The organism is Phenylobacterium sp. LjRoot219 (genome assembly GCF_964252995.1).
GTDB lineage: Bacteria > Pseudomonadota > Alphaproteobacteria > Caulobacterales > Caulobacteraceae > Phenylobacterium.
Window position 1 is genome coordinate 3513190 of record NZ_CAXUQI020000001.1, and the last position, 14934, is coordinate 3528123.

Genomic DNA, 14934 nt, shown 5'->3' on the forward strand with positions numbered 1-14934 from the left:
AATTTTAGGTTGTATTGTAGATCAAGCGCCCTCTTAGGGCGGCGCGAATTCTTCCGATCATTGGTCCTGGTCAGTGATCGCGGGCGATTAACTAGACCGAGAGACCCGCCCTTAAGCGAACTTCGGCTCAGACTGCGCTCGGAAAACGGACGAGCGTGCTCATGATCGACAGCCTTTCGCGAAAGCTGCGGCGCCTTGTTCAGGACGACCGCGGCAATGTCGCCATCACGACGGTGCTGACCCTGCCGGTCGTGATCGGCGCCCTGGGCCTGGGGGTGGAGAGCGCCTCCTGGATGAGCTCGAAACGGGCGATGCAGAACGCCGCGGACGCCGCGGCGATCGCGGCGGCGACCAACGCCGGCTCGGAATACGGCTTCGAGGCCCAGGCGGTCGCCAGCCAGTACGGTTTCAAGCACGGCGAGGACGGCGTCACGGTGGAGGTGAACAACACCGCCGCCTGCCCCGGCGCCCAGGCGTCGCAATGCTATCGCGTGACCATCAGCCGGCCCATGCCGCTGATGCTCGCCCAGGTCGTCGGCTACCGCGGCGACGCCACGGTGGAGGGCGCCCCGGCCAAGCTCGTCGCCGCCGAAGCGGTGGCGAAGCGCGGCACCTCGCCCCGGGAATACTGCGTGCTGGCGCTGGCGAAGACCGAGATCACCGAACCTGAACTGCTCACCCACGGCGCGCCGAAAGCCAATCTCACCGGCTGCAGCGTGATGTCCAACGGCGACGCGCGGTGCACCGGTCACGATCTCGGGGCCGACTTCGGCGACGCCTTCGGAACCAACGACGGCTGCGGAAAGGTGCGCCGGTCCAAGGTGGCGAAGGTCACCGATCCCTACGAGAAGATGGCCGACAACATCCCGGCGCAGGACGGCTGCAACAACACCTACCCGCAGATGCCGGCCAAGAAGGGCACGCCGCTGCCGCCTTCGAACAAGCTCGCCGGCAACCAGTCGTGGAGCGGGACCACCAAGCTCTGCGGCGACCAGCAGCTCGTCGGCAATGTGACGATCACCGAAGACACCACGATCTACATCTACAACGGCCAGCTCGACACCAACGGCTTCAAGATCCAGACCGCCCCGGGCGTCAGCGCGACCCTCGTCTTCACCGGCGATAACGGCGGCGGCTACACCCACGCGCCGACCGGCGGCGGAACGATCGACATCACCGCGCCGAAGAGCGGCCCCTGGCAGGGCATGGCGCTCTACCAGGATCCACGCATCAACACCGGCGTCGACATCTCCGAGGCCGGCAACAGTCCGACCTGGAACATGACCGGCGTCGCCTATCTGCCGCGGGCCAGCGTCACCTTCTCGGGCGCGGTCAACAAGTCGAGCAACGGCAAGTCCTGCTTCGCCCTGGTCGTCGACAACCTGCGGATCAACGGCACCGGCAGCATCCTGGCGCACGGCGAATGCAACGAGGCCGGGGTGAAGATGCCGACCGGGGCGGCCGACAGCCGCGGCAAGCTGGTGTCGTGACCATGCGACGCTGGACATCCCGCTTCCGCGCGGACGAACGCGGCGCCGCGGCGGTCGAGATGGGCCTGATCGGCTCGATGCTGCTGGTCGGCCTGCTGAACGCCATCGACGTCGGGCGCTACGCCTTCGAGACCGCGGAGGTGAACGCCGCCGCCCAGGCCGGCGCGCAGGCCGCCTATGTCGCCTGCGACCCGGAGCACACGCCGGCGACGCTCAAATGCCCGGACCTCGAGGACAGGGTCACCGCGGCGATCCAGGCGACCCGCCTGGGAGCCGACATCACCATAGAGACGCCGATCACCGAGGCCTACTACTGCCTCGACAAGAACCGCGAGCTACAGCGGGTCGCCGCCGCCAGCTCCAAGCCCATCAACTGCTCGGCGCTCGCCAGCGCGACCGCAGGGGCGACGCCGACCCTTTATCTCCAGGTGGAGGTGAGCCACCAGTTCGAGCCGCTGTTCCCGGGCATGACGCTCGCCAACACCTTCTCGCCGGCGATCGTCCGCACCTCCTGGATGAGGATGGCATGATGGCGAAGGCCTTCCTGCGGCGACTGGCGCGCGCGCAGAGCGGCGCGACGGCCATCGAGTTCGCCCTCGTCCTGCCGGTGCTGTCGATGATGATCCTCGGGTCCATCTGGATCGGCCTGCTGGTGTTCACGGTGAGCAGCCTGGACTATTCGGTGCAGAGCGCCGCCCGCTGCTCGGCGGTGAACGAGCAGCTTTGCGACACCACCGCCAAGACCGTGGCCTACGCGGAGCAGCGCTACACCGGCCCCGGCGCGACGCCGACATTCACTGCGGCGGCCAGCGACTGCGGCCACAGCGTGGTCGGCGAAGCCAAGTTTGACCTCGCCGTCGTGCCGGGGATCAAGGCGATGCCGCTCAAGGTGAGCGCCTGCTACCCGTGAGGCCGGGCGGCTACGCCAGGTGCTTGCGGAAGAACCGGATGATGGTGTCGTAGGCGTCGACGGATTCCGGGGTCACCGCATCGTAGAAGAAGCTGTGCCCCAGGCCGTCGAACACGTGGAGCTGGGCGTCCACGCCGGCCTGCACCAGGGCGCGATGGGTGGCGAGCGCCGGGCTCAAGTCGAAGGCGCGGGTCGCGGTGATCAGCAGCGTCGGCGGGAAGCGCGCCCGGAAGGCGAGCGGCGCGATGTTCGGATTGACCAGATGGTCGTCCGCGCGCGTGCCGGCGAAATAGCCGACCGGCGCGTCCGAAATGCGCGCCATCATGTTGTCCGGCGGATGCCGGCCGCTGCCGATCGCCGAGAAATAGGCCCCGTCGCCCGCCCCGCCGGTGCCGGCGCTCAGCACCCCGATCGCGCCCGGCGCCGGCAGGCCGTGCTCAAGGATCCAGGCGGTCGCCTGGGCGGTCAGCATGCCGCCGGCCGATGAGCCATAGATGCCGATCTGCTCCGGCGCATGAGTCTTCAGCAGCTCGGCATAGACCGCCGCGACGTCTTCGCTGGCCGCCGGGAACTTGTGTTCGTAGCCCTGGCGATAGTCGACCGAGACGACCCGGAACCCGCCATTGTGGGCGACCGGAATGGACTCCATCCGCGCCACATAGGTCGCGCCGGAGAAGAAGGCGCCGCCGTGCAGGTTGATCAGGACCCGGCCGTCGTCCGCCCCGCCCTTCGGGGTGAACACCTCGACCGGGACCCCGCCGAGCCGCTCCGCGACGATGTCGACGGGAAACATCTCCAGCAGCCGCGCGGAGGCCGGCCGGGCCATTCCCTCGTCGAGCCCGCGCCGGAAAGCGTCGACCGCGGCCTTGAAGTCGGCCTCGCTCGTGAAATCCGCCGCCTCCACCAGGTTCATCCGCTGCGGACTGGTGAGCATCGCGGCGAGACGCGCCCGGCTCTCGGCGCTGAGCGCGGCCGACAGCGGCAGCTCGAAGCTCGGCGTCGCGATGGTTCCATCGGCCGCCACGCCGATCGGACGTTCGCTGGCAGGGTCGTTCAGCCCCATGGTCGCCTCCCTGAAGGGTCGCCCGCATCTGACGGCGGGCCTTGATTGGCGCCGAGTGTTGTCGAGCCGATCGGCGGTGACAACCCGCCGCCCAGGGCGGAGCCCAAAATGAAGAAGCGCCCGCGGCGGACCGCGAGCGCTTCCTTAAGTTCAGTCACCTGCAGGCGACGCCGCAGCGGCCGGCGGCCGCCGCGGGTCAGGTCCGGGTCAGAAGTTCAGGGCCCGGGCTTCCTTCACGTGCGGCAGGTTCTGGATCTTCTCCAGCATGTCCGCCGGCGGCTCCTGGTCGACGCCGACCAGGGCGATGGCGTCTTCGCCGGCCGAGACCCGGCCCAGGTTGAAGGTGGCGATGTTGACGCCGGCGTCGGCCAGGATGGCGCCGAGCGCGCCGATAAAGCCCGGCTTGTCGAGGTTGTTGACGTAAAGCATCCGCGGCGCGAACGGCGCGTCGAGATCCATGCCCTTCACCTCGATGACCCGCGGGGCGCCGGCCAGCACCGAGCCGGCGAACGAGCGCTTGCCCTTCTCGGTGGTGACGGTGATGCGGATCAGGCTCTCATAGATCGGCGAGTCGTCCTGCTTGGACTCCGAAACGGTGATGCCGCGTTCCTTGGCCACCGCCGGCGCCGAGACCATGTTGATCTCCGCCAGCATCGGCCGCATCACCCCGGCGAGCGCCGCGGCGGTCAGCGGACGGGTGTTCAGCTTGGCCACTTCGCCTTCGTAGGCGATGTCGATCGCCTTGATGCCGAAGTCGACCATCTGCCCGGCGAAGGCGCCCAGCTTGTCGGCCAGGGCGACGAACGGCTTCAGCCGCGGGGCTTCCTCGGCCGAGACCGACGGGCTGTTCAGCGCATTGGTCACCGCGCCGGTCAGCAGGTAGTCGCTCATCTGTTCGGCGACCTGCAGGGCGACATTCTCCTGGGCCTCGTTGGTCGAGGCGCCGAGGTGCGGCGTGGCGATGAAGTTCGGCGCGCCGAACAGCACGTTTTCCTTCGCCGGCTCGGTGACGAACACGTCAAAGGCCGCGCCGCCGACCTGGCCCGAGTCCAGGCCCTTGCGCAGCGCCGCTTCGTCGACCAGGCCGCCGCGGGCGCAATTGACGATCAGCACGCCCTTCTTGGTCTTGGCCAGGTTCTCTTCCGACAGAATGTTGCGGGTCTTGTCGGTCAGCGGCGTGTGCAGGGTGATGACGTCGGCGCGGCGCAGCAGGTCCTCGAGCTCGACCTTCTCGACGCCCATCTCGACGGCGCGTTCCGGCGACAGGAACGGGTCGAAGGCGACCACGTGCATCTTCAGCCCATTGGCGCGGTCGGCGACGATCGAGCCGATGTTGCCGGCGCCGATCAGGCCGAGCGTCTTGCCGTACAGCTCGACGCCCATGAAGCGGTTCTTCTCCCACTTGCCGGCCTGGGTCGAGACGTCGGCCGCGGGCAGCTGGCGGGCGAGCGCGAACATCATGGCGATGGCGTGCTCAGCGGTGGTGATCGAGTTGCCGAACGGCGTGTTCATCACCACCACCCCGGCGGCGGTCGCCGAGGGGATGTCGATGTTGTCGACGCCGATGCCGGCGCGGCCGACCACCTTCAGGTTCTTGGCGGCGGCGATGACGTCCTTGTCGGCCTTGGTGGCCGAGCGGACGGCCAGGCCGTCGTACTGGTCGATGATCTCGAGCAGCTGTTCCTTCTTCAGGCCGGTGCGCACGTCGGCGTCGACGCCGCGCTCCCGGAAGATGGCGACGGCGGCGGGCGAAAGTTCGTCAGCAATCAGCACGCGAGGCATGCAAGGTCTCCTTCAGGAGAGAGACGCCCCGGCCTGGCGGGGCGTCGCAAAGTCCAAAGTCTGGGGCTCGGGCGGCGGACCGCGGCTCTTAAGCCGCGGCCAGCTCGGAAGCGACGGTGGCGAAGGCCCAGTCGAGCCAGGGCGTCAGCGCCTCCAGGTCGGAGGTGTCGACGGTGGCGCCGCACCAGATCCGCAGGCCCGGAGGGGCGTCGCGGTAGCCGGCCACGTCCAGCGCCGCGCCTTCCTTCTCGAGCACCGAGGCCAGCTTCTTGGCGAAGTCGGCCTGGGCCGCGTCCGCCAGTCCGGTGACGCGCGGGTCGACGACCTTCAGGCACACCGAGGTGTTGGAGCGGATCGCGCGGTCTTCGGCCAGGAAGGCCACCCACGAGGTCTTATCCACCCACGCCTCGAGCGCCGCCAGGTTGGCGTCGGCGCGGCGCTTCATCTCGGCCAGGCCGCCGATCGAGGCCGCCCACTTTAGCGCATCGAGATAGTCCTCGACGCAGAGCATCGACGGCGTGTTGATCGTCGCGCCTTCGAAGATGTCGGCGCTCAGCTTGCCGCCCTTGGTCATGCGGAAGAGCTTCGGCATCGGCCAGGCCGGGGTGTAGCTCTCCAGGCGGGCGACCGCGCGCGGCGACAGCACCAGCACGCCGTGACCACCCTCGCCGCCCAGCGCCTTCTGCCAGGAGAAGGTGACGACATCGAGCTTCGCCCAGTCGAGCGGCATGGCGAAGGCGGCGCTGGTCGCGTCGCAGATCGTCACGCCTTCACGGTCGTCGGCGATGAAGTCGGCGTTCGGCACGCGCACGCCGGAGGTGGTGCCGTTCCAGGTGAAGACCAGGTCGGCGTCCTTGCGCACCTTGGTCAGGTCCGGCAGCTCGCCGTACGGCGCGCTCAGCACTTCGGCGTCGAGCTTCAGCTGTTTGGTGACGTCCGTCACCCAGTCCTTGCCGAAGGATTCGAAGGCCAGCAGCTGGACCGGCTTCGGGCCGAGCATCGACCACATCGCCATTTCGACGGCGCCGGTGTCCGAGCCGGGGACGATGCCGATCAGATAGTCCTCGGGCACCTCGAGCACCTCACGGGTGCGGTCGATGGCTTCCTTGAGGCGCGCTTTGCCGAGCTTGGAACGGTGAGACCGCCCGAGCACCGCATTGCCTAGGTTTTCAGGGGACCATCCGGGGCGCTTGGCGCAGGGACCGGACGAAAATTCAGGGCGCGCCGGGCGCATGGCCGGCTTGGCGGTGGTCATAGCGATGTCTCCCATCCTTACAGATGAGCAGCGCCCCGTTGGGGGGGCGTGGCCCGGGGCGCAAAGGCCCGGGTTTGCGTGGCGATGCAAGATTTATTTTTGGGGCGCCCAATCCGCGGGGCCGCCGGGCGCAACAAGCGACGCGCGAACTAATTCATGCGCAACAACAGGTTGCGCGGAAATCCACAACCCGGAAGCGAAGCGTTAGGAATATTACGCTAAATCCGAGCGTGAAAGGGCGCCGAAGTGGGCGGCCCCGGAAGAACGATGACCAGAGCCCGAAGCCAGAACGGCGGAGCATCAGTGGTCACCTTCCACGCGCGCGTGGCGGGGGTGGGCCTCATCACGACCGTGGTGGCCCTGTCGGCCGCCTGTGCGGTGTTTCTCGGCCAGCAATGGGTGGTGGCGCGCGCCGAGGCGCACCGCAGCCACCAGACCCTCGCGGAGTTCACCGCCAACGCCTCGGCGCGCGCCGTCGCGCTCGGGACCTGGCCGCAGTTCCAGGACTCGTCGATGGGCCGGGCGCTGGCGGTGGCGCCGGAAATCGTCTCCTCGCGGCTAATCGACAACGCTGGCGTGCTGCACGGCGCCTATGTGCGCGCTAAGCCGCTCGAAGACGGCGCCCGCCTGGAGACCGTGCGCGCGCCGATCGTCATCGAGGGCCAGCAGGTCGGCGTGCTGGAGATGACGGCGGAGATGCCGGGCCTCGGCCCGCTGCTGCCGAAGTTCCTGGCGCTGACCTTCATGCTGCTGTTCGGCGGCGTCGGCGTGGCGCTGTTCCTGTCGCGCAGCCTCGCCTACCGGGTGATCGCCCCGGTGCAGAACCTGTCCCAAGCGATGAACGCGGTCGCCGAGGGCGGCGACTTCCAGCCGGTCGAGGTGGCCGCGCAGGACGAACTGTTCCGCAGCCTGACCGCCAGCTTCAACCACCTGCTCGCCAAGCTCGAAGAGCGCGAAGCCGACCTCAAGCGCGCCATGCGCGACCTGGAGCAGGCGCGCGACGCGGCCAACGCCGCCAATGTGCTGAAGACCCAGTTCCTCGCCAACATGAGCCACGAGATCCGCACGCCACTGAACGGCGTGCTGGCCATGGCCGAGGTGATGGCGATGGGCGAGCTGGCGACGGTGCAGCGCGACCGGCTGCAGATCATCCGCCAGTCCGGCGGGCTGCTGCTGGCGGTGCTCAACGATGTGCTCGACCTGTCGAAGATCGAGGCCGGCAAGCTCACCCTGCTCAGCGAACCGTTCGAGCTGGAGGCGACCATCGGCCCGGTGGTCGAAAGCTTCTCGGTCATGGCCCGCAACAAGGGCCTCGACTTCCAGCTGACGATCGACCCCGAGGCCAGCGGCTGGTGGGAGGGCGACGCCGACCGGCTGCGTCAGATAACCGGCAACCTGCTGTCGAACGGGGTCAAGTTCACCCAGCACGGCGCTGTGGCGGCAAAGGTGGACGTCAATCCGGAGCACAGCGCCCTGCGACTGACGGTGCGCGATTCCGGCGTCGGCATCGCGCCCGAGAAACTGCCGGCGCTGTTCGAGAAATTCACCCAGGCCGACAACTCCGCGACCCGCCGGTTCGGCGGCACCGGCCTCGGCCTCGCCATCTGCCGTGAGCTGACCCAGATGATGGGCGGCTCGATCAACGTCGAGAGCCGCGAAGGCCACGGCTCGACCTTCGTCGTCGAGCTGCCGCTGCCGCGCGCCGAGGCCTCCGCCGCCGAGCCGACCGACACCGTACGCGCCGAGCAGGACGGCCTGCGGCTGCTGGCCGCCGAGGACAACGCGACCAACCAGCAGGTGCTGGCGGCGGTCATGGAGTCGCTGGGCATCGACATCGACATCGTCGCCGACGGCAAGCAGGCGGTCGAGGCCTGGCGCAACTGCGCCTACGACCTGATCCTGATGGACATTCAGATGCCGGTGATGGACGGCATCGCCGCCGCCCGCGAGATCCGCTCCGCCGAGCGCGACGGCGCGCGGGCGCGCACGCCGATCATCGCGCTGACCGCCAACGCGCTGACCCACCAGATTGAAGAGTACATGGCCGCCGGCATGGACGGCCACGTCGCCAAGCCGATCGAGATCGCCAAGCTCTACGAGGCGATCAGCGCCGCGCTGACCGCCGCCGCGGTGGGTGGCGACAGCGCGGTCACGGCTGCAGCCTGAGCCGGCTCTCCACCACCGTCACCGCCTGACCGCCCAGCGTCACCCGCTCGCCGCGCGCTTCGCAGAGCAGATCGCCGCCGCGGCCCGGGTAGGCCTGGTGGAAGATGACCTTCGACCGGCCGAGCTTCTCGGCGAACAGCGGCGTCAGGATGCAGTGCAGGGAGCCGGTCGTCGGGTCCTCGTCGATGCCTGAGCCCGGCGCGAAGAAGCGGTCGACCACGTCGTAGCCGCGCCCCGGGTCGGCCAGCGCCGCGACGCCGATATTGCCCCGCTGTGCGCTCGCCAGCTTGCCGAGCGCGGCGATATCCGGTGTCAGCCCGCGCACGGTCGCTTCGTCCTTCAGCAGCACGGCCAGGTAGGACGAGGCCCATACCTCCAGCGGTTCGGCCCCGAGCGCCTCGGCCAGGCCGGGCGACAGCGCGATACGCTTCGGCGGCTGGGCCGGGAAATCCATCTCATAGCCGTCGCCCGCCCGCCGCACCCTTAGCGGGCCGGACTGGGTGTCGAAGGTCACCGCCTCGGCCGTCAGGCCGAGCTCGGCGAACAGCACATGGGCCGAGGCCAGCGTGGCGTGGCCGCAGAGCGGCACCTCGAGCGCCGGGGTGAACCAGCGCAGGCCGAAGCGCGCCGGATCCTCGGTGCGGAGCAGATAGGCGGTCTCGGCCTGGTTGTTCTCCGCCGCCAGCGTCTGCATCCAGGCGGCGTCCGGCCAGGCGGCCATCGGCTCGACCACGCAGGCCGGATTGCCGCGGAACGGCTGGGCGGCGAAGGCGTCGACGGTCCACTGGCGCATACGCGGGCTCCTGTTGCAGCGCTTGCAGATGGGGGCTCCAAGACGCGAACCCAAGATGCTCCCCCTCAGGGGGAGCTGTCGCGAAGCGACTGAGGGGGTTTCCGCTCAGAAGCTGATGAAGCCGAACACCGGCCTTCTGAGTGGAAACCCCCTCCGGCCCTCCGGGCCACCTCCCCCTGAGGGGGAGGATCTAATTTCACCGCCCCCTCACCGGCCAGGCGTGGTCCAGCGGCCCATGCCCGGCGCCGAAGCCCGGGGCGCGCAGCATCGCCTCGTGCACATAGTCCCAGGCCCGCGCCGCCGCGGCGACCAGCGGCAGCCCCTGGGCCAGGCCGGTGGCGCAGGCGGACGCCAGCGTGCAGCCGGTGCCGTGGGTGTGGCGGGTCTCGATGCGCTCGCCTTCGAACGCGGTCTCGCCGTCGGGCGTGATCAGCAGGTCGACGACGCGCTCGCCGGCGACGTGGCCGCCCTTCATCAACACTGCCTTCGCCCCGGCCTGCAGCAGCGCCTCGCCGGCGCGGCGCAGGTCGTCGGTGGTGGCGACGGTCAGGCCGGTCAGCGCCTCGGCTTCCGGCGCATTGGGGGTCAGCAGGGCCGCGCGCGGGATCAGCAGCGAGCGCACCGCCGCCACCGCCCCGGAGGCCAGCAAAGCCGCGCCGCCCTTGGCGGTGATCACCGGGTCGACCACCGCCGGGACGCCGGCGGCGCGGTCGAGCACCCGGGCGACCGCCTCGACCATGGCGACGTCCCCGAGCATGCCGGTTTTCAGCGCGTCGGCGCCGATGTCGTCGAGCACAGCGTACGCCTGGGCCTCGACCACTTCGGGCGGGATCGCATGCACGCCGGTGACGCCCAGGGTGTTCTGTATGGTGATGGCGGTGATCGCCGTCGCCGCATAGCCGCCGAGCGCGGTGACCGTCTTGATGTCGGCCTGCACCCCCGCCCCGCCGCCGGAATCCGAGCCGGCGAGGATCAGGACGCGACCTTGGGAGGTAGTGGGCATGGCGGGGGGATAGCGCGCGGCGACGGCGATTGCACCGGCTAAGCGCGCGCGGCGGCGATCGCTTCCCAGACCCGGACCGCCTGCACCGTCTCCCGCACGTCGTGGACCCGGACCGCGGCGACGCCGGCGGCGACGCCGCAAAGCGCTGCGGCCAGCGAGCCGCCGAGCCGCTGGTCGGCCGGGGCGTCGCCGTCGAGGGCGGCGATGAACCGCTTGCGGCTGACGCCGAGCAGCACCGGAAAGCCCAGGTCGACGATCCGCTCGAGGTGCGCCATCAGCGGCAGGTTGTGGCGGGTCGAATGCTTGCCGAAGCCGATGCCCGGATCCAGCCAGATGCGTTCGCGCGCCACGCCGGCGGCGATCGCCGCCTCGGCGCGCGCCTGCAGGAAGGCGGCCACCTCGGCCAGCACGTCGTCGTAGGCGGGCTCGTGCTGCATGGTCTGCGGCTCGCCCTGCATATGCATCAGCACCACGTCGCAGCCGAGCTCCGCGGCCGTGGCCAGGCTTTCCGGCGTGTGACCCAGCGCGGTGACGTCGTTCCACATGGTCGCGCCGGCTTCCACCGCAGCGCGCGCCACCGCCGGCTTCATGGTGTCGACCGAGATCGGGATCGCGCTTTCGGCGCGCAGCGCGCGGACCAGCGGGACCACGCGGGCGATCTCGTCGCCGGCGGAGACCGGCTGCGCGCCTGGGCGGGTCGACTCGCCGCCGATGTCGAGCCAGTCGGCGCCGTCGGCGATCAACCGCCGCGCTTGGGCGAGCGCCGCGGCGGCGTCGAAGAACCGGCCGCCGTCGGAAAAGCTGTCGGGGGTGACGTTCACGATCCCCATGACCTGCACAACCGGCGGGCGGTCATCGAAATTCGCCGTCATGGAATCGCCATCCCCGTTGCAAAAATTATGCTTAAAGTTGTTAAAGGCCTCATGCGCCGCCGCAGGGGGCGAGGTTGTGTTTCAAGGGTTTGTCGGTGCTCATCGATCCGTTCCGCTGGTATCGCCGCCGCCAACGCCTGCAGCGCGAGGCGCTGGAGGAAAGCCAATACCTTCGTCGGCGCTTCGGCGACACGGCGCTGGCCACCGCACGCGAAAAACTGAAGCGCCCAGACCTGACCAGCTGGGGCCGCAACGTGCTGGAAGAAGCCATCAAGCTGCTCGAGCGCCCGTCGACGCCGGCGTGACGCCGGCATGAAAAAGGGCGGCCGCTTCACAGCGACCGCCCTCTTCACGTCTTGCCTCGCGGCGCGGCTTACGCCGGCTCCGGATCTGGCCGCGGCGAGATCGGCACCGAGACCGCCGGGCCGCCCGGCTTCTTCACCTCGGCCTCGTCGCGCACCGGCGGCACGCCCTTCAGCGCGTTGACGATCTCGTCGCCGGTCAGGGTCTCGTACTCGAGCAGCGCGCGGGCCAGGGTGTGCAGATCCTCCATCTTCTCGGTGAGGATCCGGCGGGCCTCTTCCTCGCCGCCCTTCACCAGGCGCTTAACCTCCTGGTCGATCAGCTTGGAGGTCTCTTCCGAGACGTTCTGGTTGCGCGCGACGGAGTGGCCGAGGAACACCTCTTCCTGGTTCTCGCCGTACTCGACCGCGCCCAGCAGGTCCGAGAAGCCCCACTTGGTGACCATGGCGCGGGCCAGCTTGGTGGCCTGGCCGATGTCGGAGGAGGCGCCCGAGGTCACCTTCTCCTTGCCGAAGATCAGCTCTTCGGCCACCCGGCCGCCGAACAGGATCGCCAGCCGCGAGGTCATCTGCTCGTAGCTCATCGAGAACTTGTCCCGCTCCGGCAGCTGCATGACCATGCCCAGCGCGCGACCGCGCGGGATGATCGTCGCCTTGTGCACCGGGTCGGTGGCGGGGACGTTCAGAGCCACCAGCGCGTGGCCGCCCTCGTGATAGGCGGTGAGCTTCTTCTCGTCCTCGGTCATGACCATGGACTTGCGCTCGGCGCCCATCATGACCTTGTCCTTGGCGTCTTCGAAGTCGCGCTGAGTGACCATGCGGCGGTTCTTCCGCGCGGCCATCAGGGCGGCTTCGTTGACCAGGTTGGCCAGGTCGGCGCCGGAGAAGCCGGGGGTGCCGCGGGCGATGACCTTGACGTCGACGTCGGCGGCCAGCGGCACGTTCTTCATGTGCACGCGGATGATCCGCTCGCGGCCGTTGATGTCCGGGTTCGGCACCACGACCTGGCGGTCGAAGCGGCCGGGACGCAGCAGCGCCGGGTCCAGCACGTCGGGCCGGTTGGTCGAGGCGACGACGATGATCGCCTCGTTCGGGTCGAAGCCGTCCATCTCGACCAGCAGTTGGTTCAGCGTCTGTTCGCGCTCGTCGTTGCCGCCGCCGAGGCCGGCGCCGCGATGACGACCGACGGCGTCGATTTCGTCGATGAAGATGATGCAGGGGGCGTTCTTCTTGGCCTGCTCGAACATGTCGCGCACGCGGCTGGCGCCGACGCCGACGAACATTTCCACGAAGTCCGAGCCGGAGATGTAGAAGAACGGCACGCCCGCCTCGCCCGCGACCGCGCGGCCGAGCAGGGTCTTACCGGTGCCCGGAGGGCCGACCATCAGCGCGCCCTTGGGGATCTTGCCGCCCAGGCGCTGGAACTTCTGCGGGTCCTTCAGGAAGTCGACGATCTCGGTCAGCTCTTCCTTGGCCTCGTCGACGCCGGCGACGTCGTCGAAGGTCACGCGGTTCTTGTTCTCGGTCAGCATGCGGGCCTTCGACTTGCCGAAGCCCATGGCTCCGCGCGCGCCGCCCTGCATCTGCCGCATGAAGAAGATCCACACGCCGATCAGCAGCAGGATCGGCAGGCTGTTCAGGATAAAGCCCAGCAGGCCGTTGCCGCCCGGCGCCTTCACCGAGATGTCCGCGCCCTGGGACTCCAGGCGCTTGACCAGTTCGTCCTGGTTGTTCGGCGTCACCGCCGTGAAGGTGCGGTTGGCGTTGTCCTTCACCTCGACGGCCGCGCCGCGGATGACCGCCTGCTTGACCTCGCCCGAGCCCACTTTCGAAAGGAGCTGCGAATAGGTGATCTCGCTGGTGCCGGCCGCGTGGCCGCCGCCAGTCATCATGCTGTAGAGGCCGATCAGGACGACGACGATGACGCCCCAGATGACGAGATTGCGCAGGTTCATCGGTATTCAGACCGTCCGAATTTCGAGCCGTGGTTCCGGCCCTGCCGAGGAAGATAGGACGCCGACCGGCGTTCCCCAAGAAACAGGTCCGGGATCGCGACGGAAGATCGCGCCTTGACCATGGAATTAGATACAGAAAAGGCCGCGCCTCGCGGCGCGGCCCTTACTAGATAGGCGCTGATCTCGTCAGGCCAGCGCGGCCTTACCGGGTCGGCTTCTTCGGCGCGGCGATCAGGCCTTCGCGCTGGGCGCGCTTACGAGCCAGCTTGCGCGCCCGGCGCACGGCTTCCGCCTTTTGGCGGGCGCGCTTCTCGGACGGCTTTTCGTAATGCACGTGGCGCTTCATCTCGCGGAACGAGCCCTCGCGCTGCATCTTCTTCTTCAGCGCCTTCAGGGCTTGGTCGACGTTGTTGTCGCGGACGAAAATCTGGACCAGGGCAATCTCTCCTGCACGCTTTAACCGCCCGGCCCCCTCGTCCCTCTTTTCAGGGGCGGCGGCGAGCGAACAATGGGTTCCGACGAATAATTCTGGGTCCCGGAAGCAAAAGCCTTCGGGCTGAGCGGGGCGCAATACCAGATCGAGCGTGGCATGTCCACGCCGCGACGCCGCCGGCAGGAAGCGCTAGGATGCCGACCATGACCGATGCCGCCGACTGGACCCGCACCGCCGAGCAGAAGGTGCTGGACGAGGCCATCCGCCTCGCCCCGCTGGAGGGCTGGACCACGCGCATGACCCGGCTGGCCGGGCGCGCGGCCGGCTTCTCCGACGGCGAGACCGAGCTTTTGCTGCCGCGCGGCTCGGCCGACCTCGCCGCCCTGCTCGCGCGGCGACACGACGCACGCGCCCTCTTGATGCTTCAGGACGTCGATCCGACGACCTTGAAGATCCGCGAGCGCATCGCCCGTGCGGTCGAGGCGCGGATCGACGCCGCCGGCAACGACGAGGCCGCGGCGCGCCGCTGCGCCGGCTGGCTGGCGCTGCCGCAGAACCTGGCGCTGGGCGGCCGGCTCGCCTGGGAGAGCGCCGACGTGCTGTGGCGCTGGGCCGGCGACACGGCGACCGACGAGAACCACTATTCCAAGCGGGCGATCCTGGCCGGCGTGCTGACCGGCGCGATCACCATCCGCCTGAACGCCGGCCGCGGCGCGGCGGTGCGCTTCGCCGGCCGCCGGATCGACGACGTCATGCGCTTCGAGACCTGGAAGGCGAAGTCGGGCTTCAAGCCGGAAGCGGCGCTGCACAACCTCGCCGAGCGCCTCGGCCGGCTGCGCTACGGCCGCGCGGAGCAGCCCTAACCCCGCCGACTTTCCGCGAAGCGGCGGGAGGGGGACCGCCCGCCACA

General features: G+C 69.2%; 14 protein-coding genes. 6 read left to right on the forward strand and 8 right to left on the reverse strand.

The annotated features are described in order from the left end of the window. Positions 1-161: 161 nt before the first annotated feature. From ACSQ14_RS17155 to ACSQ14_RS17165, 3 genes are read left to right on the forward strand one after another with little or no spacing between them, the layout of a single operon-like run. A complete protein-coding gene (locus tag ACSQ14_RS17155) occupies positions 162-1490 on the forward strand; it encodes a pilus assembly protein TadG-related protein (RefSeq protein ID WP_436014950.1) in 1329 nt (442 codons plus the stop codon). Positions 1491-1492: 2 nt separating this feature from the next. After that, positions 1493-2020: a TadE/TadG family type IV pilus assembly protein gene (locus ACSQ14_RS17160; RefSeq protein WP_436014952.1), complete on the forward strand. Its 528-nt coding sequence runs from the start codon at positions 1493-1495 to the stop codon at positions 2018-2020. Continuing rightward, the gene (locus tag ACSQ14_RS17165; RefSeq protein WP_436014954.1) at positions 2017-2400 is read left to right on the forward strand and encodes a TadE/TadG family type IV pilus assembly protein; all 384 of its coding nucleotides are present in this window, start codon (positions 2017-2019) and stop codon (positions 2398-2400) included. Before ACSQ14_RS17160 ends, ACSQ14_RS17165 begins: the two co-directional genes overlap by 4 nt. Before the next feature lie 10 nt (positions 2401-2410). On the opposite strand, the gene ACSQ14_RS17170 is transcribed toward ACSQ14_RS17165, so the two are convergent. The 3 genes from ACSQ14_RS17170 to ACSQ14_RS17180 all read right to left on the reverse strand — a co-directional run bounded on the left by ACSQ14_RS17170 (position 2411) and on the right by ACSQ14_RS17180 (position 6506). Then, positions 2411-3463 carry an alpha/beta hydrolase gene (locus ACSQ14_RS17170; protein WP_436014956.1) on the reverse strand — a complete coding sequence of 351 codons (1053 nt, stop codon included), beginning with the start codon at positions 3461-3463 and terminating at the stop codon, positions 2411-2413. Positions 3464-3670: 207 nt separating this feature from the next. Next, positions 3671-5245: a phosphoglycerate dehydrogenase gene (gene serA / locus ACSQ14_RS17175; protein ID WP_436014958.1), complete on the reverse strand. Its 1575-nt coding sequence runs from the start codon at positions 5243-5245 to the stop codon at positions 3671-3673. Between the two features lie 88 nt (positions 5246-5333). Next, positions 5334-6506 (reverse strand): phosphoserine transaminase, encoded by a 1173-nt coding sequence (locus ACSQ14_RS17180; RefSeq protein ID WP_436015458.1) that lies wholly within the window; start codon positions 6504-6506, stop codon positions 5334-5336. 261 nt (positions 6507-6767) lie between these two features. On the opposite strand from ACSQ14_RS17180, the gene ACSQ14_RS17185 reads away from it, so the two are divergent. Further along, positions 6768-8666 carry an ATP-binding protein gene (locus tag ACSQ14_RS17185; protein WP_436014960.1) on the forward strand — a complete coding sequence of 633 codons (1899 nt, stop codon included), beginning with the start codon at positions 6768-6770 and terminating at the stop codon, positions 8664-8666. On the opposite strand, the gene ACSQ14_RS17190 is transcribed toward ACSQ14_RS17185, so the two are convergent. The 3 genes from ACSQ14_RS17190 to folP form a co-directional block, all read right to left on the reverse strand. After that, positions 8650-9459, reverse strand: a complete 810-nt coding sequence (locus ACSQ14_RS17190; RefSeq protein ID WP_436014962.1) for a PhzF family phenazine biosynthesis protein — start codon at positions 9457-9459, stop codon at positions 8650-8652. The genes ACSQ14_RS17185 and ACSQ14_RS17190 overlap by 17 nt on opposite strands. Positions 9460-9655: 196 nt before the next feature. After that, the gene (thiD, locus tag ACSQ14_RS17195; RefSeq protein ID WP_436014964.1) at positions 9656-10462 is read right to left on the reverse strand and encodes a bifunctional hydroxymethylpyrimidine kinase/phosphomethylpyrimidine kinase; all 807 of its coding nucleotides are present in this window, start codon (positions 10460-10462) and stop codon (positions 9656-9658) included. Positions 10463-10500: 38 nt separating this feature from the next. After that, the gene (folP, locus tag ACSQ14_RS17200; protein ID WP_436014966.1) at positions 10501-11334 is read right to left on the reverse strand and encodes a dihydropteroate synthase; all 834 of its coding nucleotides are present in this window, start codon (positions 11332-11334) and stop codon (positions 10501-10503) included. A 95-nt stretch (positions 11335-11429) separates the two neighbouring features. Between folP and ACSQ14_RS17205 the strand changes: the two genes are divergently transcribed. Then, positions 11430-11639, forward strand: a complete 210-nt coding sequence (locus tag ACSQ14_RS17205; RefSeq protein WP_436014968.1) for a hypothetical protein — start codon at positions 11430-11432, stop codon at positions 11637-11639. Positions 11640-11707: 68 nt separating this feature from the next. Here the strand turns inward: ACSQ14_RS17205 and ftsH are convergent, their stop codons facing one another. Continuing rightward, positions 11708-13591, reverse strand: coding sequence for an ATP-dependent zinc metalloprotease FtsH (gene ftsH, locus ACSQ14_RS17210; protein ID WP_436014970.1), 1884 nt, complete (start codon positions 13589-13591; stop codon positions 11708-11710). 202 nt (positions 13592-13793) lie between these two features. After that, positions 13794-14027 (reverse strand): 30S ribosomal protein S21, encoded by a 234-nt coding sequence (gene rpsU, locus ACSQ14_RS17215; protein WP_068874644.1) that lies wholly within the window; start codon positions 14025-14027, stop codon positions 13794-13796. 200 nt (positions 14028-14227) lie between these two features. Here rpsU and ACSQ14_RS17220 point away from each other — a divergent pair, with 200 nt between their 5' ends. Continuing rightward, on the forward strand, positions 14228-14887 hold the full coding sequence (locus ACSQ14_RS17220) for a COQ9 family protein (RefSeq protein WP_436014972.1): 660 nt from the start codon (positions 14228-14230) through the stop codon (positions 14885-14887). Positions 14888-14934: the final 47 nt, after the last annotated feature.

Bases quoted from the DNA above. Each gene is read 5' to 3' on its own strand.
- ACSQ14_RS17155 (WP_436014950.1), top strand. From the start codon at position 162: ATGATCGACAGCCTTTCGCGAAAGCTGCGGCGCCTTGTTCAGGACGAC.
- ACSQ14_RS17160 (WP_436014952.1), top strand. From the start codon at position 1,493: ATGCGACGCTGGACATCCCGCTTCCGCGCGGACGAACGCGGCGCCGCG.
- ACSQ14_RS17165 (WP_436014954.1), top strand. From the start codon at position 2,017: ATGATGGCGAAGGCCTTCCTGCGGCGACTGGCGCGCGCGCAGAGCGGC.
- ACSQ14_RS17170 (WP_436014956.1), bottom strand. From the start codon at position 3,463: ATGGGGCTGAACGACCCTGCCAGCGAACGTCCGATCGGCGTGGCGGCC.
- serA (WP_436014958.1), bottom strand. From the start codon at position 5,245: ATGCCTCGCGTGCTGATTGCTGACGAACTTTCGCCCGCCGCCGTCGCC.
- ACSQ14_RS17185 (WP_436014960.1), top strand. From the start codon at position 6,768: ATGACCAGAGCCCGAAGCCAGAACGGCGGAGCATCAGTGGTCACCTTC.
- ACSQ14_RS17190 (WP_436014962.1), bottom strand. From the start codon at position 9,459: ATGCGCCAGTGGACCGTCGACGCCTTCGCCGCCCAGCCGTTCCGCGGC.
- thiD (WP_436014964.1), bottom strand. From the start codon at position 10,462: ATGCCCACTACCTCCCAAGGTCGCGTCCTGATCCTCGCCGGCTCGGAT.
- folP (WP_436014966.1), bottom strand. From the start codon at position 11,334: ATGACGGCGAATTTCGATGACCGCCCGCCGGTTGTGCAGGTCATGGGG.
- ftsH (WP_436014970.1), bottom strand. From the start codon at position 13,591: ATGAACCTGCGCAATCTCGTCATCTGGGGCGTCATCGTCGTCGTCCTG.
- ACSQ14_RS17220 (WP_436014972.1), top strand. From the start codon at position 14,228: ATGACCGATGCCGCCGACTGGACCCGCACCGCCGAGCAGAAGGTGCTG.